The organism is Streptomyces sp. NPDC028722, from assembly GCF_040637655.1.
In the GTDB taxonomy this organism is placed as follows: Bacteria; Actinomycetota; Actinomycetes; order Streptomycetales; family Streptomycetaceae; genus Streptomyces.
This window is the reverse complement of record NZ_JBEZWU010000011.1, coordinates 19,636-41,992: the sequence shown is the minus strand read 5'-3', so window position 1 is coordinate 41,992 and position 22,357 is coordinate 19,636. Positions and strand designations below refer to the sequence as shown.

Annotated in this window: 11 protein-coding genes; 1 reads left to right on the top strand and 10 read right to left on the bottom strand. The window is 74.3% G+C overall.

Going from position 1 to position 22,357, the window contains the following annotated elements; genetic code table 11:
- The first annotated feature begins 274 nt into the window (after window positions 1–274).
- On the top strand, window positions 275–1,882 hold the full coding sequence (locus tag AB0F03_RS18830) for a bifunctional 3-(3-hydroxy-phenyl)propionate/3-hydroxycinnamic acid hydroxylase (protein ID WP_361992874.1): 1,608 nt from the start codon (window positions 275–277) through the stop codon (window positions 1,880–1,882).
- A 59-nt stretch (window positions 1,883–1,941) separates the two neighbouring features.
- Here AB0F03_RS18830 and AB0F03_RS18825 read toward each other — a convergent pair whose 3' ends face one another.
- From AB0F03_RS18825 to AB0F03_RS18780, 10 genes are all read right to left on the bottom strand, one after another.
- A complete protein-coding gene (locus AB0F03_RS18825) occupies window positions 1,942–2,862 on the bottom strand; it encodes an ROK family protein (RefSeq protein ID WP_361992871.1) in 921 nt (306 codons plus the stop codon).
- A gap of 2 nt (window positions 2,863–2,864) precedes the next feature.
- Window positions 2,865–3,560, bottom strand: coding sequence for an HAD-IA family hydrolase (locus tag AB0F03_RS18820; protein WP_361992868.1), 696 nt, complete (start codon window positions 3,558–3,560; stop codon window positions 2,865–2,867).
- 7 nt (window positions 3,561–3,567) lie between these two features.
- Window positions 3,568–4,662 carry a Gfo/Idh/MocA family oxidoreductase gene (locus AB0F03_RS18815; RefSeq protein WP_361992866.1) on the bottom strand — a complete coding sequence of 365 codons (1,095 nt, stop codon included), beginning with the start codon at window positions 4,660–4,662 and terminating at the stop codon, window positions 3,568–3,570.
- Complete coding sequence (gene rifK / locus AB0F03_RS18810) at window positions 4,659–5,819, bottom strand: 3-amino-5-hydroxybenzoate synthase (protein WP_361992863.1); 1,161 nt, start codon at window positions 5,817–5,819, stop codon at window positions 4,659–4,661. Before rifK ends, AB0F03_RS18815 begins: the two co-directional genes overlap by 4 nt.
- A gap of 167 nt (window positions 5,820–5,986) precedes the next feature.
- Entirely contained in the window at window positions 5,987–6,943 is a 957-nt protein-coding gene (locus AB0F03_RS18805; RefSeq protein ID WP_361992860.1) for a ThiF family adenylyltransferase, read from the bottom strand.
- The gene (locus AB0F03_RS18800; RefSeq protein WP_361992857.1) at window positions 6,940–8,358 is read right to left on the bottom strand and encodes a 3-deoxy-7-phosphoheptulonate synthase class II; all 1,419 of its coding nucleotides are present in this window, start codon (window positions 8,356–8,358) and stop codon (window positions 6,940–6,942) included. Before AB0F03_RS18800 ends, AB0F03_RS18805 begins: the two co-directional genes overlap by 4 nt.
- Entirely contained in the window at window positions 8,355–9,431 is a 1,077-nt protein-coding gene (locus tag AB0F03_RS18795; RefSeq protein ID WP_361992854.1) for a 3-dehydroquinate synthase family protein, read from the bottom strand. Before AB0F03_RS18795 ends, AB0F03_RS18800 begins: the two co-directional genes overlap by 4 nt.
- A 96-nt stretch (window positions 9,432–9,527) precedes the next feature.
- On the bottom strand, window positions 9,528–10,871 hold the full coding sequence (locus AB0F03_RS18790; RefSeq protein ID WP_361992851.1) for an NAD(P)/FAD-dependent oxidoreductase: 1,344 nt from the start codon (window positions 10,869–10,871) through the stop codon (window positions 9,528–9,530).
- Window positions 10,872–10,927: 56 nt separating this feature from the next.
- Window positions 10,928–11,725 (bottom strand): arylamine N-acetyltransferase, encoded by a 798-nt coding sequence (locus AB0F03_RS18785; protein ID WP_361992848.1) that lies wholly within the window; start codon window positions 11,723–11,725, stop codon window positions 10,928–10,930.
- A 43-nt stretch (window positions 11,726–11,768) separates the two neighbouring features.
- Complete coding sequence (locus tag AB0F03_RS18780; RefSeq protein WP_361992846.1) at window positions 11,769–22,355, bottom strand: type I polyketide synthase; 10,587 nt, start codon at window positions 22,353–22,355, stop codon at window positions 11,769–11,771.
- Window positions 22,356–22,357 lie beyond the last annotated feature (2 nt).

Genomic DNA, 22,357 nt, shown 5'->3' with positions numbered 1-22,357 from the left:
CCGGGGCCGGTATCCCTCAACCTGATAGCCCGCGGCGGATTCCGGCCGGTACCGGCCGCCGGGCCCTTACGCTCGCCACGAGTCACCCGAGCAGGCCGGTCAGCCAGGCAGCACCGAGGGGGTTTCCATGTCCGATGCGTCACCGTCGCCCGATGCGTCACCGTCCGCGGCGTCACCGCGTGAGGCGTCACCGCGCGCTGCGTCACGGCCCGCCGTGTCACCGGACGGGGTCGCGGCGTCCGGCGGTTCACCGGGGGGCGGGCCGGGGACGGACGTGGTGGTCGTCGGGTACGGGCCCGTCGGCTCGGTGCTGTCCCTGCTGCTGGCGCGGCGCGGCTGGCGGGTGACGGTCCTGGAACGCCGTCGGCGGCCGTACACGCTGCCCCGGGCGACGAGCTTCGACGGGGAGACGGCGCGACTGCTGGCCGGCACCGGCATCGGCGGGGAGCTGGGCCGGATCACCGAGCCGGGCACCGGGTACCAGTGGCGCACGGCGGACGGAAAGCCGCTGCTGGACATCGAGTTCACCACGCGGGGCCCGTACGGCTGGCCCGACGCCAACACCATGCACCAGCCCGCGCTGGAGGAACTGCTCGCCGCCCGCGCCGCGCGACTGCCGGGCATCACGGTGCTGCGCGGCCGGCAGGTGGTGGACATCGCCGACGGTCCGGCCGGGGTCACGGTGACCGCCGAGGACGAGGACGGGACGGCCGAGACGTTCCCGGCGCGGTGGGTGGTCGGCTGCGACGGCGCCAACAGCTTCGTCCGCGACCGGATGGGCGTGTCCGTCACCGACCTCGGCTTCTCCTACGAGTGGCTGCTGTGTGACGTGGAACTGCGTGAGCCGAGGGAGTTCACGCCGACCAACGTGCAGATCTGTGATCCGGCCCGGCCCACCACGCTGGTCGGGAGCGGGCCCGGGCACCGGCGCTGGGAGTTCATGCGGCTGCCGGGCGAACGGGCGGCCGACCTGAACCGGGAGGAGACCGCGTGGCGGCTGCTGGCGCCGTTCGGCGTCACCCCCGAGACCGCGCGGCTGCTGCGCAGCACCACGTACATCTTCCAGGCGCGGTGGGCCGACGCCTGGCGGGCGGGGCACGTGCTGCTGGCCGGGGACGCGGCACATCTGATGCCGCCGTTCGCGGGGCAGGGCATGTGCTCGGGGATACGGGACGTGGTGAACCTTGCCTGGCGGCTGGACCTGGTGCTGCGCGGCACCTCCCCGGAGTCCCTCCTCGACACCTACACCGAGGAGCGCCGGACGCAGGTACGTGAGTCCATCCTGGCCTCGGTGCAGCTGGGGCGGCTGATCTGTGTGACGGACCCGGCGGCCGCGGCGGAGCGCGACGCGACGGTGCTGGCGAACCGGCGCGGGCGGGGGCCGGGCCGGCCGGACCCGGCGCGGCCGATCACCTGCGGGCTGCTGCACCGCCCGGCGGGCGCCGGCGCGGAGAGCCGCGTGCCCCCGGCGGGCGAGGTCCTGCCGCACGGCCGGCTGCACCGGCCGGCCGGCGGGGAGCCGCTGGACGATGTCGTGGGCGGCGGCTTCGCCCTGCTCACCCGCGCCGGGACGGAGCCGGGCCTCGGTCCGGAGCGGCTGTCCTTCCTGCGGGACCTCGGCGCCCCGGTCGTACGGCTGTGGCCGGCCACGGGCCCGTACGACGGGACGGCGGACGGCACGGCCGGCGTGGTGGACGCGGTGGACACCGACGGGGTGCTGTGCGCCTGGCTCGAACGGTACGGCGCGACCGCGCTGCTGGTGCGCCCCGACCACCACGTCTTCGGCGCGGCGTCCGACCCGGCGGGAGTGACCGCCCTCGTGGACGGCCTGCGCACCGCCCTGACCACTCCGGCCCCGGCGGTCACGGCGGGCGTGCACTGAACGGGACGGCCCGGCGGGGCGTCAGTACGCCGCCCCGCCTCCCGGGCCGGGGCGGCGGGTCACAGCCGGCGGGCGAGGAGCAGTGCGCCGCGCAGGGAGGACAGACCGCCCAGGCGGGCCGGGGTGAGCGGCGGGGTGGGGTGGCCGGGGCGGCCCAGGGCCGTCAGGTGGGCGGCGACCGTGTCGAGCAGGGCAGGGATGCCCGCGGCGAAGCCGCCGCCGAGCAGGGCGCGTTCGGGACGGACGAGTTCACCGACGCCGGCGATGGCCGTGGCGAGGGCGCGGGCCGTCCGGTCCAGGGCGGCCTCGGCCCAGGGCAGGTGGTCGCGCAGCCCGTCCCGCAGGGCGTCGAAGGTGACGGGCGTGCCGCGCAGCCGGGCCGCGCGGGCGAGGGTGGCCGGTCCCGAGGCGGTGGCCTGGAGGCAGCCCCGGCGGCCGCAGACGCACTCGGGGCCGTCCTGGTCGACGACGAGGTGGCCGATCTCGAAGGAGCCCCGGCCAGGCCCGGGACACAGCTCGCCGTCGAGCACGAGTCCGCCGCCGACTCCGGTCCCGACGCCGACGTAGAGCAGGTGGGGGCAGCCGGCGGCGTCCGCTTCGGCGAGGGCGCCGAGGTCGCCGTCGTCCGCCCAGGCGACGGCCGCCCCGGGGAACAGCTCCCGCAGCGCCGGGCCGACGGCGAGGCCGGTCCAGGCCGGGCGGCTGGGCCAGGCGGTGATCCGCTCACCGGGGCCGACGGTGGCCGGCAGGGCCACGCCGACGGCCCGCACGTCCGTGAGGGCGGGCAACCGCTCGATGTGCGCGGCGAGGTCGGCCAGGTCCCGGCCGGCGTCGCGGTGCGGGCCCCAGGTGAAGGTGGACTCCTCGACGCGGCCGTCACCGGTCTCGGCCCGGAAGGCGACCTTGGTGCCGCCGATGTCGACGCCGAGACGGCCCGGCGCCGGACCGGGGCCGGGCAGCCGGCCCCCGGGAGCGGGCACGGTCAGGCGCCCGGCACGGCGGGGCACAGGGCGAGCAGGTCGAGGGGGCGGCGCAGGACCGCGTCGGGTCCGGCGGCGAGCAGTTCCGCCTCGTCGGGGCCGACCCACAGAGCGGCGGCCGAGGCGACACCGGCGTCGCGGGCACTGGCCAGGTCGGTGGGCGCGTCACCGACCATGATGGCCTGCCCGGGCTCCACGCCCAGCAGTTCCAGGGCGCGCAGCACGATGTCGGGTGCGGGCTTGGGCCGGGCCACCTCGTCGGAGCCGATGACGTGCGCGAAGAACGGCAGCAGGCCGAGGCCGTCGAGGAGGGAGCGGGCGCGTTCGCCGCTCTTGCCGGTGGCCACGGCCAGCCGCAGGCCCCGCACCCGCAGGGTGAGCAGGAGTTCGACGACGCCGTCGAAGACCTCGACGCGGTGGGCGAGCCGGTAGCTCTCGCGGACGAAGGGCTCCTCCATCTCGGGGGGCAGCCCCATGATCCGCATGATGTCGGGGAAGTAGCGTCCCTGGTGGCGTACATACTCCTCGAACGGGGCCGGGCCGTCGCCGACGGTCTCCGCGTAGGCGACCGCGAACGCCTCCCGCATGACCGCGAAGCTGTCCACGATCACCCCGTCGAGGTCGAAGACCACCGCCGTCCGGGTCGCCGTGAGGAGGCCGGCCGTGGCGACGGGCCGGTCGGTCGAGGGGATCGTCATGGGGTCCTCATCTGCTCGTGGTCCGCTGGTACACGGGCTCGCTCGGCCCGTCGCGATCGGCCCGCGCGGAGGCGTAGAGCCGCTCCACGAGCCGTACGGTGGTCCGTGCCTCGGCGACGGCCCGGCCCCGGCCGGCCGGGTCGGCGAGGAGCGCCGGGACACCGTCGAGCTGCCGGGCGTACTCGGCGCCGACGGGTTCGGCGGGCACCGGCAGCCGGCGGGTGGTGCCCTCTCGGGTGAGAGTCAGGACGGACTCGGGCTGCCGGTTGGGGCTGAAGCCGAAGGTGCAGCGCAGTTCGGCGGTGCCGGCGCTGCCCTCGACGCGCACGAGGGTGAGGTCCCGTGCCTCGTGCGAGGCCCAACTCGCGTGCAGCGACACGGAGATGCCGTCCTCGCGGAGCAAGAGTCCCCGGGCGGTGTCCTCGACGTCGCCGGTGGGAGCGGTGACGGGCTGTTCGCGGCGCCAGGCGGCGGACCACTCGCCGGTGTTCAGGAAGTCGTCCGAGGTGGCGCCGACCGCCTGGCGGACCGGGGACGGGCCGAGCAGGGCGGTCAGGGTGTCCAGGAGATGCCAGCCGAGGTCGACGAGGGCGCCACCGCCGGCCTCGCTGCGCCGGGTGAACCAGCCGCCCGCGCGCGGCACGCCACGGGCCCGCACCCAGGCCAGGTCGACATGCCGGACCCGCCCCAGGCCGGGCACCAGCCCGGCCAGTTCCTGTACGTCGGCGCGGTGCCGGGCGGCGCTGCCGGCCAGCAGGGTGCCGCCGTCGCGCTCGGCCGCGGCCAGCACGTCGGCCTCGGCGCTGGACAGGCACACCGGCTTCTCCAGGAAGACGGACACGCCCCGGCGGAGCAGGCCGGCGGCGACCGTGGTGTGCAGGTGGTTGGGTACGGCGACGACGGCGAGGTCGACGGACCCGGCGTCGAGCGCGTCCGGGGTCGCGTGGGCGGGCGTGCCGGTCGCCGCGCCGACGGCCGCCCGCGCGGCGGGGTCGGGGTCGGCCACGGCGACCAGCTCGAAGTCCGGGTGGCACCGCAGCCGGGGCAGCCACAGCTCACGTCCCGCCCAGCCGAGCCCCACCACGGCGGCCCGCACGCTCATACGGCGGCCACGGCGTCCGCGACGATCTCGGCCGTGATCTCCAGGTCGGGTTCGTCGGCGAGGAGCACCCGGTGGTGCAGCCAGACGCAGTCGCTGCTGATGGCCTCGGTGTGCGGGCAGCGTTCGGCGATCTGCTCGACGCTCTCGTCGGGGGCGCCGGTCTCCCAGAAGGCGTCGGTGCGGTAGACGGCACGGAACGCGGCGAAGGCGGGCAGCCCGGCGTCCACCAGCCGGTCGACGAGGGTGTTGCGGTCCTCCTCGGAGATGCCGGGAACGCGGAACATCGCCATGTAGTGCGTGTTCTGGTCGGCGCGGACATCACTGCCCTGTGGTACGACCCCGTCGACGGCACCGAGCAGCCGGGACAGCAACGCCCAGCGCTTGTCACGCAGTTCGGTCTGGGCGGGCAGACGGCGCAGCTGGGCGCGGAGCACGGAGGCGGAGAACTCGTTGAGCCGCATGTTGGTGCCGGCGACCTGGTGCATGTAGCGGCGGTCGGCGCGCGGCCGGCCGCAGCTGTGCCTCAGGAACGCCGCCTCGTACAGGTCGCTCTCGGGGAACAGGACGGCGCCGCCCTCGCCGGCGGTCATCAGCTTGCCGTTCTGGAAGGAGAACGCGGCGACCGAGCCGAGTTCGCCGACCCGCTTGCCCTGCCAGCGGGCGCCCTGGGCGTGGGCGGCGTCCTGGAGGATCGGTACACCGGTGTCGGCGGAGAGCTTGCCGAGGGCGTCCATGTCGGCGACCAGGCCGGCCATGTGCACGGGCATGATCGCCCGGGTGCGCGGGGTGATCGCGGCGGCCACCGCGGCGACGTCGATGTTGTACGTGTCCGGGTCGACGTCGACGGGGACGGCGACCGCGCCGATGCGCTGGGCGGCCTGCGAGGAGGAGATGAAGGTGAAGGCCGGCACGATGACCTCGGTGCCGGGGCCGACGCCCAGACACTGGAGGGCGAGTTCGAGGGCGTGGGTGCCGTTGGTGACGGCGAGGGCGTAGGGGGAGCCGTGGAAGTCGGCGAACTCGCGCTCGAAGGACTCGACTTCCTTTCCGCCCATGCGCCACCACTGACCCTGTTCGAGGGCGCGGATCAGTCCGGTCCGCTCGGCGTCGTCGTACTGGGGCCACTCGGGGAACTGGGGTGCCGGTCGCGCGTTCATGGTTCTCCAAATCTCCGTCGGGAACGGGCTGGTGGAAGGTGAGCGGGCGAGGCGAGGGGCGGAGTGCCGGTCCGGACGGGTCGCGCGGTGCTGGCCGTCCTCAGCCTAGATGCCGGTGTGCGGGCCCTTCCATCCCTCGGTCTGGTAGTCGGCCGGTGGCGCGCCGCTCAGGGGGTGTGCAGTGCGAAGAAGGCGCGGTAGGAGTCGAGTTGCTCGGTGAGCATGTGGCTTCCGTGGTGCACGGGGAGTCCGTGCGCGGCGGCCTCGCGCAGCAGCCGGGTGTCGCGGGGTTTCATGATGATGTCCGCGACGACGGTGCCGGGCCGCAGCTCGCGGGGTTCGAAGGGCAGCGGGTCGTCGGGGTGCAGGCCGAGCGGGGTGGCGTTGACGGCGATGCCGGTGTCGTCCAGGGGCGGCCGGCCCATGGCGTGGACCCGGCCGGGCCAGTGCGCGGCCAGCCGGCCGACGAGCGCGGTCAGGCGCGGGGTGTCGGGGTCGGTGATCGTCAGCCGGTCCACGCCCGCGTCGAGGAGTGCCGCCGCGATGGCGCTGCCCGCTCCGCCGGCGCCGACGAGGGCCACCTTGGCGCCCTTCGGCTGGTGGCCCGCCCGGGCCAGGCCCGTGACGAACCCGGAGCCGTCGAAGTTCTCGGCGAGCCAGGCGCCGTCGCTCTCGCGCCGCAGCACGTTGGCGCTGCCGGTGATCTCGACGGTGCGGCTGCGCCGGTCGGCCAGCAGGGCCGCGGCCGTCTTGTGCGGGACGGTGACGAACAGGCCGTCGAGGTTGCCGACGCGTTGCAGTCCCCGGACGACGCTCTCCAGGTCGGCGGGCCGGACGTGTACGGGGACGAGCACGGCGTCGATGCCGAGCCGGGCGAAGAGCGGGTTGAGGAGCCCGGGCGACCGGACCTGCTCGACCGGATCACCGAGGACGGCGTAGAGCCGGGTGCGTCCACCGACCGGGCTCTGCCGGGGGGCGCCGGCGGTGCTGCCGGTTCCGGTGCCGGCCGTGGGGGCGGTGCCTGTTCCGGTGGCGGTGCCTGTGCCGGTGCCGCTGGTGATGCCGGTCTCGTTGCCGGTGGCGGTGATGCTGCTGGTCTCGGTCGGTCGAGGGGTGTCGGTCATCGTGGCGTCTCCGGGCTGGGGGCCGGGCCGGCCGCGAACAGCTCCGCCACCGCGAAGGCGAGTTCCATGGCCTGTTCGGCGTTGAGGCGGGGGTCGCAGGCGGTGCGGTAGCGGGTGGGCAGGTCGGCCTCGGCCAGACCGCGGGCGCCGCCGACGCACTCGGTGACGTCCTCGCCGGTCGCCTCCAGGTGCAGGCCGCCGGGGTGGGTGCCCAGGGCCCGGTGCACGTCGAGGAAGCCGGTGATCTCGGCGAGGATGTGGTCGTAGTGCCGGGTCTTGTAGCCGCCGGCCGTGGTCCGGGAGTTGCCGTGCATGGGGTCGCACTGCCAGATCACCTGGCGGCCGGAGGCGGTGACCTTCTCCACGATCGGCGGGAGCACCTCGCGCACCCGGTCGTGGCCCATCCGGCTGATCAGGGTGACCCGGCCGGGGACGCCGTGCGGGTCGAGCCGGCGGACGTACTCCACGGCCTGTTCCGGTGTGGTGCCGGGGCCGATCTTCACGCCGACGGGGTTGGCCAGCAGCTCGGCGAAGGCGAGGTGCGCTCCGTCGGGCTGCCGGGTGCGTTCCCCGATCCACAGGAAGTGGGCCAGCCCGCTGGACAGCCGGGGCTCGATTCCCTCCGCGTCGATCCACAGCAGGGTGCGTTCGTGGTCCAGCAGCAGCGCCTCGTGGCTGGTCCAGATCTCACCGAGCCGGGGGGCGGGGGCGCCGATGCCGGTCATGAAGCGCAGGCCGCGGCCGATCTCCGCGGACCGGGCGGCGTGCCGGCGGCCTCCCGGCGCGGTGTCGGTGAAACGCCGGTTCTCCTCGTGCAGGGCGTGCGCATCGGCGAGGTCACCACGCGCGAGCCGGCGGACGACGGTCATCGCCTCGCGGGCGTGGCCGTGGGCCCGCGCCATGCGTTCGGGGTCGGGGGCGCGGGCGGCGTGGGTCGCCTCGGCGGAGTTGACGATGTCGCCCCGGTACACCGGGAGCCCGTGGGCGTCGGCGGGGGCGGAGCGGGGCTTGGCGTACTGGCCGGCGGCGCGGGCCACCGTGACCACGGGCAGGCCGGCGCCGTGGGTGAGGACGAGTGCCATCCGCCGGAGCAGTCCGAGGTTGCCCCGCAGGTGGGCCTCGGTGCTGTCGGCGAAGGTCTCCGCGCAGTCGCCGCTCTGGAGCAGGAGTGCCTCGCCCCGGGCGACGGCTCTGAGCCGGTCGAGGAGCCGCCGGGTCTCGGCGGGGGTGACGAGGGGTTCGCCGGCGCTCAGCCGGCGGACCACGGCGCGGGCCCGGTCCGGGTCGGGCCAGTCGGGCTGCTGTGCGGCGGGCCTGGCCAGGGCCGCGTCGAGCCGGTCGGCGAGGGTGCGTTCGACGGCTCGCCGCCGGCTCCGGGCCGGGGTGTCCGGCGGCCATCGTGGTGGGTATGTCATGTCACCGCCGCCTCCGTTCCCGCGCTGCCGGCCGGGGTGACGGCGAGGAGCCGTTCGAGGGGGGCGCGTTCCATCCGGGCGAGGGCCTCGGTGACGGCCGGTTCGGGCACGTCGGCGACGAGTTCGGCGCCGGCCGGGCCGTCGAGGACGAAGGTGAGGCCGGCGCGGGCTTTCTTGTCCCGGCGCATCAGGGCGGTCAGTGTGCCGGGTTCGGTGGTGTCGGGCAGTGCGGTGGGCAGGCCGTAGGCGGTGACCACCTCCTGGTGTTCCCGGACCCGGTCGGGGCTGATGCGGCCGAGGACTCCGGCGAGCCGGCCGGCGAAGACGGTGCCGACGGCGACGGCCTCGCCGTGCCGCAGGGCGAACCCGGTGGCCGCCTCCAGGGCATGGCCGAGGGTGTGGCCGTAGTTGAGCAGGTGCCGTGGCCCGTTGTCGCGTTCGTCGGCGGAGACGATGCCGGCCTTGAGGGTCACGCTGGCCGCTATCTGCTCGGTGAGCGGCAGTCCGTGCAGGCCGGGGGCGCCGATGAAGTGGCAGCGGGCGATCTCGCCGAGCCCGTTGCGCAGTTCGCGGGCCGGCAGGGTGGTCAGGTAGTCGGTGTCGCACAGGACGGCGGCGGGCTGCCAGTAGGCGCCCACCAGGTTCTTGCCCTCGGGCAGGTTGACGGCGGTCTTGCCGCCGACGCTGGCGTCGACCTGGGCGAGCAGACTGGTCGGCAGGTGGACGACGGGGATGCCGCGGTGGTAGAGCGCGGCGGCCAGGCCGACGACGTCGGTGGTGGTGCCGCCGCCGACGGAGACGACGGCGTCGGAGCGGGTCAGCCCGAACCGGACGAACGCGGCGCACAGCGCCTCGACGGTGGCGAGGGTCTTGTCCGGTTCGCCGTCCCGGGCGGGCAGCAGCAGGGTTTCCACGCCGGTGTCCGGCACCCATGGGGCGGGCCGCGCCGAGACCACCGCGACGCGCCGGGCGCCCAGCTTCTCGATGACCGCGGGCAGCGTGGAGCGCACTCCGGGGCCGATGAGCACCTCGTAGGACCGGTCGCCGAAGCGCACCGGGACTTGTTCTGTCACTTCCGCCTCATCCTGTTCGGTTGCGCGCGGGCTGGGGGCCGTCGCCCGGAGCCCGGCCGGCGGGGTGTCGCGGCCGGGACTCCGTGGCGGGGCGGGCTACTGGCCGGCGGTCACCCGGCGGACCCGGGACTCGGCGCGTTCCTTGCGGTCCTGCTCGTCCAAGTGCGGGTAGGACGGGCAGCCGAAGACCCGCTGGAACGGTGCGAAGGTGTCCCATTCGGTCCGCCGGCGCATCTCCTGGGCGACCGCGTTGTGCTCGCTCCAGAAGTCGCCGCCGATGAGCCGGATCAGATAGCGCTCCAGTGTCTCCCGGTCGGTGGTGCGGCCGGCGTCGGCGGCGACCGCGACGAGTTCACCGTCGTAGAAGGCGTGGATGAGCCGGATGTAGGTGTCGTAGCCGGTCTTGAAGAAGTTGGCGTAGTCGTCGATCAGCCGGTCGGCGTCCTGCGGGTTGCGCAGGGCCTCGCCGAGGGTCTCGGCAGCGCGGACGGCGGTGGCCGAGGCGACGAGGACACCGCCGGAGAACATGGGGTCGCCGAAGCAGCCGGCGTCGCCGACCATGAGCCAGCCGGGGCCCGTGACGGTGTCGGCGTGGTAGCAGTAGTCGGTCTCCACCTTCAGGTCCATGACCGGGCGGGTGCCGGTCAGCCGGGCGGTGATCCGCGGGACCCGGGCGAGGTGCTCCTCGAACACCTTCTCCGGGGTGGAGGCGCGGAAGACGTCGCGGGGCATGACGGTGCCGACGCTGATGACGTCCTTCGACAGCGGGATGGCCCACACCCAGCCGTCGCCGTGCGCGCCGACCTGGATGTCGCCCTCGACGCCGAGGTTGTGCTGCTCGTCCAGGCCCTCGTAGTGCCGGAACACCGCGACCATGCGCAGCTTCTCCAGCGTCTTGCGCAGCCCGAACTTGTTGGCCACGCGGCCGGCGCGCCCGCTGGCGTCGATGACGTACCGGGAGCGGACCTCGTGCTCCTCGCCGTTCTTGGTGTAGCGGACGCCGGTCATGCGGTCGCCGTCCATCAGCAGGTCGCCGACGGTGGCGCCGAGGTGGACCTCGGCGCCGGCCTTGCCTGCCTCCTGGACCAGCATGCTGTCGAACCGGGCCCGTTGGACCTGGAACGCCCGGTCGTAGCGGCCGTCGCCCTGGAGGCCGAAGTCGGCGCGGAACACGCCGGAGAAGAACTTCTTCTCGGTCGGGTCGATGAACTCGCCGCCGAACTTGGGCACATAGCCCCCGGCCTCGACGGCCTCCCGGATGCCGATCCGGTCGAACAGGCCCATCATGTACGGCAGTAGCGATTCGCCGATGTGGAAGCGCGGGGCCTCCTCGCGCTCCAGGAGCACGACGGAGTGTCCCTGTTTGGCCAGCACGTAGGCGCTGATCGCGCCGGCCGGTCCGCCACCGATGACGACCACGTCGGCCGAGTTGTTCCCCATGAGTTGTCCTTCCGTCTTCTGGCTGGTGCCGTTGGTTCGGTTGGTCCCTCTCCGGGTCACGCGAGGTCGCCGGAGTCGAGGTCGCCGGTGAGCAGGGCGGCGACGAGCCTGCGGTGTTCCGTGTCGTCGACGACGGTGCGGACGCGTTCGCGTCCGTCCCGCACGACGAGGTAGCGGCGGCCCTTGAGCACGGCCTGACCGTTGTCGAACGTCCGGCCGCACAGGATGCCCTGGCCGTCGTCCTGGGAGGCGGTGGCGTGGTGGGCCCGGGCCCGGTCCTCCAGTTCCTTCCAGTCGTGCCACTGGCGGGCCTGCGGCCGGAACGTGTAGACGGTGCCCCACCGGGTCACGCGTCCGCGTCGCTGCACGGCGGTGGCGCCGTCCTCGGTGCCGACGAGCCGGTACTGGCAGCCGTACTGGGTCTGCACCTCGTCGCTGACGCGCAGCGGTTCGAGGTACGACGGTCCGGGGTAGCCGACGTCGACGAGCCAGTCCTGGCCGTCGACGGCGGCCCTGATGAACATGTGCTCGATCTCGGTGCCGAAGTTCTCCCGGCCCTCGGCGGTGCTCGCCGCCAGCAGGGTGACCTCGTAGCCCAGTTCGGTCAGGAGCCGGAAGAAGAGCCGGTTGAGCTGGAAGCAGGTGCCGCCCAGGCCCTCCAGGACGCCGGTGCGGAACACCGCGTCCTCGTCCACGTCCACGAGGTGGACGCCGTCGGCGAAGCCCTGTCCGGCGACGTTGTACGGCAGTGTCATCAGGTGCCGTTTGTGCAGGGTGCGCAGGGTGTCGAGGTCCGGCCCCGGCCGCGGTCCGGGCCGGCCGAGGCGGCGGAGGTAGGCATCCACGTCGAACATGCGGTGATCTGCTCCCTTCGGTACGGGGTGGTGGGTGGACGCCTCAGACGGAGAGGGCCACGGGCCCGGGCGCGTCGTCGCCGTACAGGCGCTCGGCCAGATGGGCGACGATCATCGCGGGGGTCGGATGGTCGAAGACGAGGCCGGCGCCGAGCTTGGTCCCGGTCAGTTCGCCGAGCCGGTTGCGCAGTTCGAGGGCGGTGAGCGAGTCGAAGCCGATCTCGAACAGGCCCTGGCCGGCGTCGACCTGGTGGGTGGCGGCGTAGCCGAGGACGACGGCCACCTGGGTGCGCACCAGCTCCAGCAGGGTCTCGGCCCGCTCCTCCGCCGGCAGCCCGGCCAGGCGTTCGGCCAGCCGGCGCCGCTCGTCCCCGCTGACGGCGGTCCGCGCCGCCTGCCGGCCGGCGCGGACGAGCCCGCGCAGCAGGGGCGGTACGGCCGTGCCGGCGGTCGCGTCGGCACGCAGGCCCCGCAGGTCCAGCCTGGCCGGCACGAGCAGGGTCCGGTCGCTGCCCAGCGCCGCGTCGAACAGTTCCATGCCTTCCTCGGGGCCGAGGGCGAGGACGCCGCCGCGGCGGCTGAGCCGGCCGCGGGTGAGTTCGTCGGTGCGGGCGGCCATGCCGGTGGTCTGCTCCCACAGGCCCCAGGCGAGCGACCGCGCCGGGAACCCGGCCGCGCGGCGGGCTGCCATGAGCCCGTCCATGGCGGCGTTGGCCGCCGCGTAGGCGCCGGTGCCGGCACCGAGGAACACCGCGGAGACGGAGGAGTAGGTGAGGAACGCGTCAAGGTCGGGGACGAGTTCGCGGGTCAGCTCGTCCAGGTGCCGCACAGCGGTCACCTTCGGCGCGAACACCCGGGCCAGCCGCTCGGGTTCGATCTCGCCGACCACGCCCGCGTCGTACAGGCCGGCCGCGTGGACGACGGCGGTGAGCCGGGGCCCGGCCGGCCCGGTGAGCAGGGCCGCCACCGCGTCCCGGTCGGTGACGTCGCAGGCGGGCACCGCCACCGACTCCGCGCCCAGCCCCTCCAGCTCCGCCACCAACTCCCGCGCTCCGGCCGCCTCCAGACCGCTCCGGCTCACCAGCACAAGGTGCCGGATACCGTGCCGGGTCACCAGGTGCCGGGCCAGGAGAGCGGCCAGGGACCCGGTGCCGCCGGTGATCAGGACGGTGCCGTCCGGGTCGAGCACCGGCTCCGTGGCGGGCGCCGGGACCACCCGGGTCAGGCGGGGCACGTACAGCGCATTGCCACGTATCGCGAGTTGCTGTTCGCCGGTGGCCAGGACCGCGCCGAGCAGGGAGCCGAGGCGGCCCGCGTCCTCCGTGTCCGGGCCGGTGCCCGTGTCACTGTCCGGGCCGGTGCCCGTACCGCTGTCCGTGTCGAGCAGCACGATCTGGCCGGGGTTCTCGGCCTGCGCGGCGCGGACCAGACCCCAGACGGCCGCGCCGCCCGGGTCGGTGACCGCCGTGTCGCCGCCCGCGGGCACCGCGCCCCGGGTGAGCACGACCAGCCGGGTGTCCTCCAGGCCGCCGCCGGCCAGCCAGGTCTGGACGACCTCCAGCGTGCGGTCCGTCACGGCGAGCGGGGTGTCGTCCGGGCCGGCGGTCGCGGCCTCCACGACGACCGCGCGGGGCAGCTCGGCGCCGCCCGGGGCGTCCTCGGCGAGGGTCGCCACCTCCTCCGCCGTGGACAGCCGGAGCCAGGACGGGGCCGGCGCGTCCTCGGGCCGGGGCAGCGGCACCCAGTCGACGCCGAAGAGCATGTCGCCGCCGCCGGTGGTGCGCAGCTGGTCCGGGGCGACCGGGCGGAACACCAGCGAGCCTGCGCTGAGGACGGGGCTGCCGGTGTCGTCGGCGGCCTCCAGGGACAGCGCGTCCGGGGCGGGCCGGGCGACCCGGATCCGCAGGGAGGTCGCCCCGGAGGCGTGCAGGGTGAGCCCGTTCCAGGCGAAGGGCAGCATCGTGCGGTGCTCGCCGCTGCTGAGGAACGCCTTGGTGTGCAGGGCGGCGTCGAGGAGCGCGGGATGGATGCCGTACTCCGTGGCTGCCTTGTGCTCCTGCTCGGGCAGGGCGATCTCGGCGAAGAGTTCCTCGCCGCGCCGCCACACCGCGCTCAGGCCGCGGAAGACGGGCCCGTAGTGGTAGTCGTGGTCGCGGAGTCCGGCGTAGAAGTCCTGTGCGGTCACCTCGACGCGTTCGGCGCCGGCCGGCGGCCAGGTGGTGAGGTCCGGGTGGGCGGGGGTGCGGGCGGGGGGCGCCGGGGCGAGGACACCGGTGGCGTGACGGGTCCAGCCGTCGGCGCCGGCCGCGCCGTCGGGTGTGGAGTGGACGGCGACCGTACGGGTGCCGTGTTCGCCGGGGCCGCCGACGCTCACCTGCACGCGTACGCCGCCCTGTGGCGGGAGGATCAGCGGGGCCTCGATGACGAGTTCCTCCAGGGTGGAGCAGCCGGCCTCGTCGCCGGCGCGGACGGCGAGTTCGACCAGGCCGGTGCCGGGCAGCAGGACGACGTCGCCGACGGCGTGGTCGGCCAGCCACGGGTGGGTGCGCAGCGACAGCCGGGAGGTGCACAGCACGCCGCCGGTGTCCGGGACCTCGACCACCGCGCCGATGAGCGGGTGATCGGCGCCGGCCAGTCCCAGGGAGGCGGCGTCGCCCGCGGCGGCGGGTGCGGGGAGCCAGTAGTGCTGGTGGTCGAAGGCGTACGTGGGCAGGTCGACGGGGCGGCCGGCGGCCGGCAGGACGCCCGTCCAGTCCAACGGCACGCCCCTGACGAACAGTTCGGCCATGGAGGCCAGCAGCCGCCGGGGGCCGCCGTCGTCGCGGCGCAGCGAGCCGGTGACGAGCACGTCGGCGCCGTCGGCGGTCTCGCTGACGGCTTGGACGAGCACCGGGTGGGCACTGACCTCCACGAACACGGTGTGCCCGGACTCCAGCAGGGCGGTGACGGCGGGGGCGAAGCGGACCTGCCGGCGCACGTTGCGGTACCAATAGTCGGCGTCCAGCGTGCCGGCCTCGGTGACGCGCTCACCGGTGACGGTCGAATGGAAGGGGATGACGGGGGCCTGGCTGCGGACGTCGGCGAACGCCTTCGTGAGCAGTTCGCGTACCGCCTCCACGTGCGGGGTGTGCGAGGCGAAGTCCGCCGCGATCCGCCGGGCCCGGACGCCCTCGGCCGTCAGCGTCTCCACGACCTCGTCCAGCAGGCCGACGTCTCCGGCCACCACCACCGAGGACGGGGAGTTGACCGCGGCGACGTGCACACGGCCCGCCCAGCGGGTCACGGCGGCGGTCGCCTCGGCCTCCGGCAGGGCGACCGCGACCATGCCGCCGAGCCCCGACAGCCGCTCGGTGATCACCTGGGCGCGCAGCGCCACGAGCCGTGCCGCGTCCTCCAGTGACAGCGCTCCGGCGACGCAGGCCGCGGCGATCTCGCCCTGCGAGTGACCGGTCACCGCGTCCGGTACGACACCCACCGACGCCCAGACGGCCGCCAGGCCGATCATCACGGCGAAGCTCGCCGGCTGGACGACATCGGTGCGTCGCAGCAGCTCGGCCGGTGCCTCACCGCGCAGCACGTCCTCCAGGTCCCAGTCCACCCACGGTCCCAGGGCCCGGGCGCACTCCGCGATCCGCTCGGCGAACACCGGCGAGCTGTCCAGCAGTTCACGGCCCATCCCGGCCCACTGGGTGCCCTGGCCGGGGAAGACGAGGACGACCTTCCCGGTGCCGGCCGTGGCGGCGGGGCTGCCGGTCACGACCGTGGGGCTGCTCTCGCCGCGGGCCAGCGCGCCCAGCCCCGCCACGGCCTCCTCCCGGGTGCCGGCCACGACGACGGCCCGCTCGGGGAGGACGGCCCGCCGGGTCACCAGGGCCGCCGCGACGTCGGCCGGTGCGGCGTCGGTGCCGCCGAGGAACGCCGCGAGCCGGGCGGCCTGCCCGGCGAGCGCGCCGGTACCGCGGGCGGACACCACCAGCGGCACCACACCGCCGGGGGCCGGCTCGGTCCCGGGCGGCTGCTCCGGCTCCTCGGAGACCTCCTCAAGGATCACGTGCGCGTTGGTGCCGCTGAGTCCGAACGAGGACACCGCGGCCCGGCGCGGCCGTCCCGGGTCGGCCCATTCCCGGGCCTCGGTGAGCAGGTTCACCGCACCGGCCGACCAGTCGACCTGCGAGGACGGCGTGTCGACGTGCAGGGTGGCGGGCATCACCCGGTGCCGCAGCGCCTGTACGGCCTTGATGACACCGGCGACCCCGGCGGCGGCCTGGGCGTGTCCGATGTTGGACTTCAACGAGCCCAGCCAGAGGGGCTCTTCCCGCTCCTTGCCGTACGTGGCGAGCAGGGCCTGCGCCTCGATCGGGTCACCGAGGACCGTACCGGTGCCATGGCCCTCCACCAGGTCCACGTCCGCCGGGCTCAGCCCCGCGTTCGCCAGCGCCTTGCGGATCACCCGCTGCTGCGACGGCCCGTTCGGGGCGGTCAGCCCGTTGGACGCACCGTCCTGGTTCACGGCACTGCCCCGCACGACCGCCAGCACCCGGTGACCCTTGCGCCGCGCCTCCGACAGCCGCTCCAGTACGACGACACCCGCCCCCTCGGCCCAGCCCGTGCCGTCGGCCGCGTCCGCGTACGACTTGCAGCGACCGTCCGTGGCCAGCGCCCGCTGCCGCGAGAACTCCATGAACATCCCCGGCCCGGCCATCACGGTGGAACCGCCGGCCAGGGCCAGGGAGCACTCGTCGTTGCGCAGCGCCTGCGCGGCCAGGTGCAGGGCGACCAGGGACGACGAGCAGGCGGTGTCCACGGTCACCGCGGGCCCCTCGAAACCGAAGACGTACGACACCCGGCCCGATGCCACGCTCGCCCCGGCACCGGTCAGGGCGAAGCCGCCCACCTCCTCCGGGACGTCACCGCCGGAGTAGTAGTCGACGCCCATGATGCCGCTGAACACCCCGACGTCCGTGCCCTTGAGTCCGGTCGGGTCGATACCGGCCCGCTCCAGCGCCTCCCACGAGGTCTCCAGCAGCAGCCGCTGCTGCGGGTCCATCGCCACCGCCTCACGCGGTGAGATACCGAAGAACACCGGGTCGAACAGCGGCGCCTCGTGCAGGAAGCCGCCCTGCGCGACGTACGACGTCCCGACGTGCTCGGGGTCGTCGTCGAGCACCCGGTCGAGGTCCCAGCCGCGGTCCGTCGGGAACCCGGTGACACCGTCGCGGCCCTCGCTGACCAGGCGCCACAGGTCCTCCGGGCTGCCGACCCCGCCCGGCAGCCGGCAGGCCATGCCCACGACGGCGATCGGCTCCTCCGGATCACGCGGCGCGGCCACCGGCGCGGACACGGCCGGGGTCACACCCTGGAACTCCTCGTGCAGGTGCCGGGCGAGGGCGAGCGGGGTCGGGTAGTCGAAGACGGCGGTGGCGGGCAGGCTCAGGCCGGTGGCCTCGCGCAGCCGGTTGCGCAGTTCGACGGACGTGAGGGAGTCGAACCCGGCGTCCTTGAAGGCGGTTTCGGCCCTCACCCGGTCCGGCCCGGCATGCCCGAGGACATTCGCGACATGGGTACGGACCAGGTCCAGCAGCAACGACTCCCGCTCGGCCGCGGCCAGCCCGGCCAGCCGCCCGGCCAGTCCGTCACGCCCCTCCCGGCCGGCACCGCGCGCGGCACGCCGGCCGGCGCGGACGAGCCCGCGCAGCAGGGGCGGTACGGCCGTGCCGGCGGTGGCGTCGGCGCGCAGGCCCCGCAGGTCCAGCCTGGCCGGCACGAGCAGCGTCTGGTCGCCGCCCAGCGCCGCGTCGAACAGCTCCATGCCCTCCTCGGCGGAGAGGGCCAGCACACCACCCCGGCGGTTCATGCGGCTGCGGGACAGCTCGTCGAGGTCGGCTCCCATGCCGGTGGTCTGCTCCCACAGGCCCCAGGCGAGCGACCGCGCCGGGAACCCGGCCGCGCGGCGGGCCGACATGAGGGCGTCCATGCAGGCGTTGGCGGCGCCGTAAGCGCCGGTGCCGGCGCCGAGGAAGACACCGGAGACGGAGGAGTAGGTGAGGAACGCGTCAAGATCGGGGACGAGTTCGCGGGTCAGGTCGTCCAGGTGCCGCACGGCGGTCACCTTCGGCGCGAACACCTGGGCCAGCCGCTCGGGCTGGATCTCACCGACGACCCCGGCGTCGAAGACACCGGCCGCGTGGACGACGGCGGTGAGCCGGGGGCCGGTCAGCCCGGTGAGCAGGGCCGCCACCGCGTCCCGGTCGGTGACGTCGCAGGCGGGCACCGCCACCGACTCCGCGCCCAGCCCCTCCAGCTCCGCCACCAACTCCCGCGCTCCGGCCGCCTCCAGACCGCTCCGGCTCACCAGCACAAGGTGCCGGATACCGTGCCGGGTCACCAGATGCCGGGCCAGGAGACCGGCCAGGGACCCGGTGCCGCCGGTGATCAGGACGGTGCCGTCCGGGTCGAGCGCGGGTTGTGTGGTGGGGGCGGGGAGTGCGCGGGCGAGGCGGGGCACGTACATGGCCGTACCGCGCAGGGCGAGTTGGGGTTCGCCGGTGGCGAGGGCGGGACCGAGATCGGCGGTGGTGACGCTGGTGGCGAGGGCTTCGGTGCCGCTGTAAGCGTCGGTGCCGGTGTCGCTATAGGCGTCGGTGTCGGTGTCGGTGTCGGTGTCGATCAGGATGATCCGGTCGGGGTTCTCCGCCTGGGCGGCACGCACCAGCCCCCAGACGGCCGCGCCCCCCGGATCACTGACCTCCGCATCACCACCAGCCGGCACCGCCCCCCGGGTCACGACGACCAGCCGGCCATCCACGGCCACCTCGTCCGCCAACCACCCCTGCACCGCCTCCAACACCCGCCCCACCAGCACCACCGGGGTCTCACCGCCCCCACGGGTACGGGCATCGACCACCGTCACCCCCGGCACCTCACCGACACCCGGCACGGACGGCAGCTCACTCCACTCCACCCGGAACAACGCGTCCGAACCGGAAACGCCGGCCGCCGCGTCGAGCTGCTCCGCCGAGACCGCCCGCGACACCAGGGAGTCCAGGGTCAGCACGGGATCGCCGGATTCGTCGACGGCTTCCAGGGACAGCGTGTCCGGGTCGGGCCGCAGGAGCCGTACCCGGATCGACGTGGCACCGGAGGCGTGCAGCGTCAGCCCGTTCCAGGCGAACGGCAGCCGTACCACCGGGTCGTCCTCCACCACGGCTCCGTCGGCGACCCCGGCGGCCGCGTCCAGGATGCTGGCGTGCAGGGCCGCGTCGAGCAGCGCCGGGTGGATGCCGAACCCGGCGGCGTTCTCCCGCTGTTCCGGGGGGACGACGACCTCCGCGAACAGTTCCGTGTCGCGTCGCCAGACCTTGCGCACGCACTGGAACGCCGGGCCGTACGCGTATCCGGCGCGCGTCAGCTTCTCGTAGCCGTCGGAGATGTCGATCTGTCGGGCGCCGGGCGGAGGCCAGGCGGTGAAGTCGTGGGTCCCGGTGGGAGCGGTCGCCGTGCTCAGGGTGCCGCTGGCATGCCGGGTCCAGGCGTCCGGCCCGCTCTCCGCACCGACGTCCTGGCGGGTGGAGTACACCTCGACACTGCGCGTCCCGTTCTGGTCCGGCCCGCCGACGGTGACCTGGACACGTACGGCACCCTGCTCGGGAACGACCAGGGGTGCCTCGATGACCAGCTCGTCCAGCACTCCGCAGCCGACCTCGTCACCGGCGCGCACGGCCAGCTCGACCAGACCGGTGCCGGGCACCAGGACCACTCCCCCGATGGCGTGGTCGGCCAGCCAGGAGTGGGTGCGCAGGGACAGCCGGGAGGTGAGGACCAGCCCGTCCGACTGCGGCAGCTGGAGCACCGCACCCAGCAGCGGGTGGTCGGCCGCGTTCTGACCCAGGGCGGTGGCGTCCAGGAGCGGCCGGGGGGCGGGAAGCCAGTAGTGCTGGTGGTCGAAGGCGTACGTGGGCAGCTCCACGTGGCTGGTGGTGGCACCCTCCGGGAGGAGCGCCGCCCAGTCGACCTTCGTACCGCGCACGAACAGCTCCGCGACGGACAGCAGGAGGGTCTGCTCCTCCCCCCGGTCGTCGCGCAGTGCGGGAACACTTACGGCGTCTTCGGCCGCAGACTCGGTGATCGCACCGGTCAGGGCGCCGCCGGGGCCGAGTTCCAGGAACACCGAACCGCCCGAGGCGGCGATGCCGTCGGCGAAGCGGACCGGACGGCGGACGTGATCCACCCAGTAGGCGGGATCGCTCAACTGGCCCGGCTCGGCCAGCTTTCCGGTCACGTTCGACACCACCGGAACGGCAGGCTCATTCCAGGTCAGCTCCGACAGAACCTCGCCGAACTCCGCCAGCATCGGCTCCATCAACGCCGAATGGAAAGCATGCGAGACGGTCAGCCGCTTCACCCGGCGACCCTGTTCCCGCAGCCTCTCCACCACCGCCACCACGGCGTCCTCGCCACCCGACAGGACAACCGAACCCGGCGCGTTCACCGCCGCCAGATCCACACCCGCACCCAGGTGTCCGGCGACCTCCGCCTCACTCGCCGCCACCGCCACCATCGCCCCACCCGACGGCAACGCCTGCATCAACCGACCCCGAGCCGCCACCAGTGCCGCCGCATCCCTGAGGGACAACACCCCAGCCACATACGCGGCCACGACCTCACCGATCGAATGCCCGGCCACCACATCCGGCCGCACACCCCACGACTCCACCAGCCGGAACAACGCCGACTCCACCGCGAACAACCCCGCCTGAGTGAACACCGTCTGATCCAGCAGACCGCCGTCACCCGCCCCGAACACCACATCCCGCACCGAGTGCTCCACCGCACCCGCAAGCTGCGCGTCCAGAGCCGCACACGCCTCGTCCAACGCCCCCGCGAACACCGGGAACCGCTCATACAACTCCGCGCCCATACCCACCCGCTGCGAACCCTGACCCGGGAACACGAACACCGTCTTCCCACCGGCATCCGACCCCGTGATCACCGAGGGCGCCGTCTGCCCGTCGGCCAGTGCGCGCAGCCCGGTGAGGGCCTCGTCGCGGGATCCGGCGAGGACCACGGCTCGTTCGGGCAGTGCTGTGCGCTGCGAGACGAGCGCACCGGCGATGGTGGGCAGTGCGGTGTCGGTGCCGGCGACGAACTCGGCGAGCCGTCCCGCCTGTCCGGCCAGGGCTCCGGCGGTGCGCGCGGAGACGATCACCGGGATGACACCGTCGGCCGGGGCCGCCGGTTCGGTGACAGCTTCGTCCGGCGCCTGCTCAAGGATGACGTGCGCGTTCGTGCCGCTGACGCCGAACCCGGACACGCCCGCCCGGCGGGGCCGGTTCACCTCCGGCCATGCGCGGGCCTCCGTGAGCAGCCGTACGGCGCCCGATGCCCAGTCGACGCGCGGGGAGGGCTCCGCTACGTGCAGGGTGGCCGGGAGCACGCCGTGGCGCATCGCCTGGATCATCTTGATGACGCCGGCGACACCGGCGGCGGCCTGGGTGTGGCCGACGTTGGACTTCAACGAGCCGAGCCACAAGGGCTCTTCGCGTTCCTTGCCGTAGGTGGCGAGCAGGGCCTGCGCCTCGATCGGGTCGCCCAAGGTCGTGCCGGTGCCGTGGCCTTCCACGGCGTCCACGTCCGCCGGGGTCAGCCCGGCCGCGGCCAGCGCCTTGCGGATCACCCGCTGCTGCGACGGCCCGTTCGGGGCGGTCAATCCGTTCGACGCGCCGTCCTGGTTGACTGCCGTACCGCGCACGACCGCGAGGACCCGGTGGCCCTTGCGCCGCGCCTCCGACAGCCGCTCCAGTACGACGACACCCGCGCCCTCGGCCCAGCCGGTGCCGTCCGCGGTCGATGAGTAGGCCTTGCAGCGGCCGTCGGCCGCGAGGCCCCGCTGCCGGGAGAAGTCGATGAACAGGCCGGGCGTGGCCATGACCGTGGCACCGCCCGCCAGGGCCATCGTGCACTCTCCCCGGCGCAGCGCCTGCACGGCGAGGTGGATGGCGACCAGGGAGGACGAGCAGGCGGTGTCGAGTGTGACCGCGGGGCCTTCGAGGCCGAAGACGTAGGAGATGCGGCCGGACGCCACGCTGGAGGCGGCGCCGGTGCCGGTGAAGCCCTCCAGTTCGGGCGGGACGCTCCCGCCGGCGAAGTAGTCGACGCCCATGATGCCGTTGAAGACGCCGACGTCGGTGCCCTTGAGGGTCGCCGGGTCGACACCGGCCCGCTCCAACGCCTCCCAGGAGGTCTCCAGCAGCAGTCGCTGCTGCGGGTCCATCGCGAGTGCCTCGCGCGGCGAGATGCCGAAGAACTCCGCGTCGAAGCGGCCGGCGCCCCGCAGGAAGCCGCCCTGATCGACGTAGGATGTGCCGGTCTTCTCGGGATCGGCGTCCAGCAGGGTGTCCAGGTCCCAGCCGCGGTCGTCGGGGAAGCCCGACACTCCGTCGCGGCCCTCGGCGACCAGCTCCCAGAGGTCCTCGGGGGTGTCGACACCGCCGGGCAGCCGGCACGCCATGCCCACGATCGCGACCGGCTCACGCGACGCGCTGAGAAGCTGCTGATTCCGCTTCTTCAGCGTGCCGACCTCTTCCAGCGACTTCCGCAGCGCCTCGACAAGCTTCTCGTAGGAAGCACTCACTT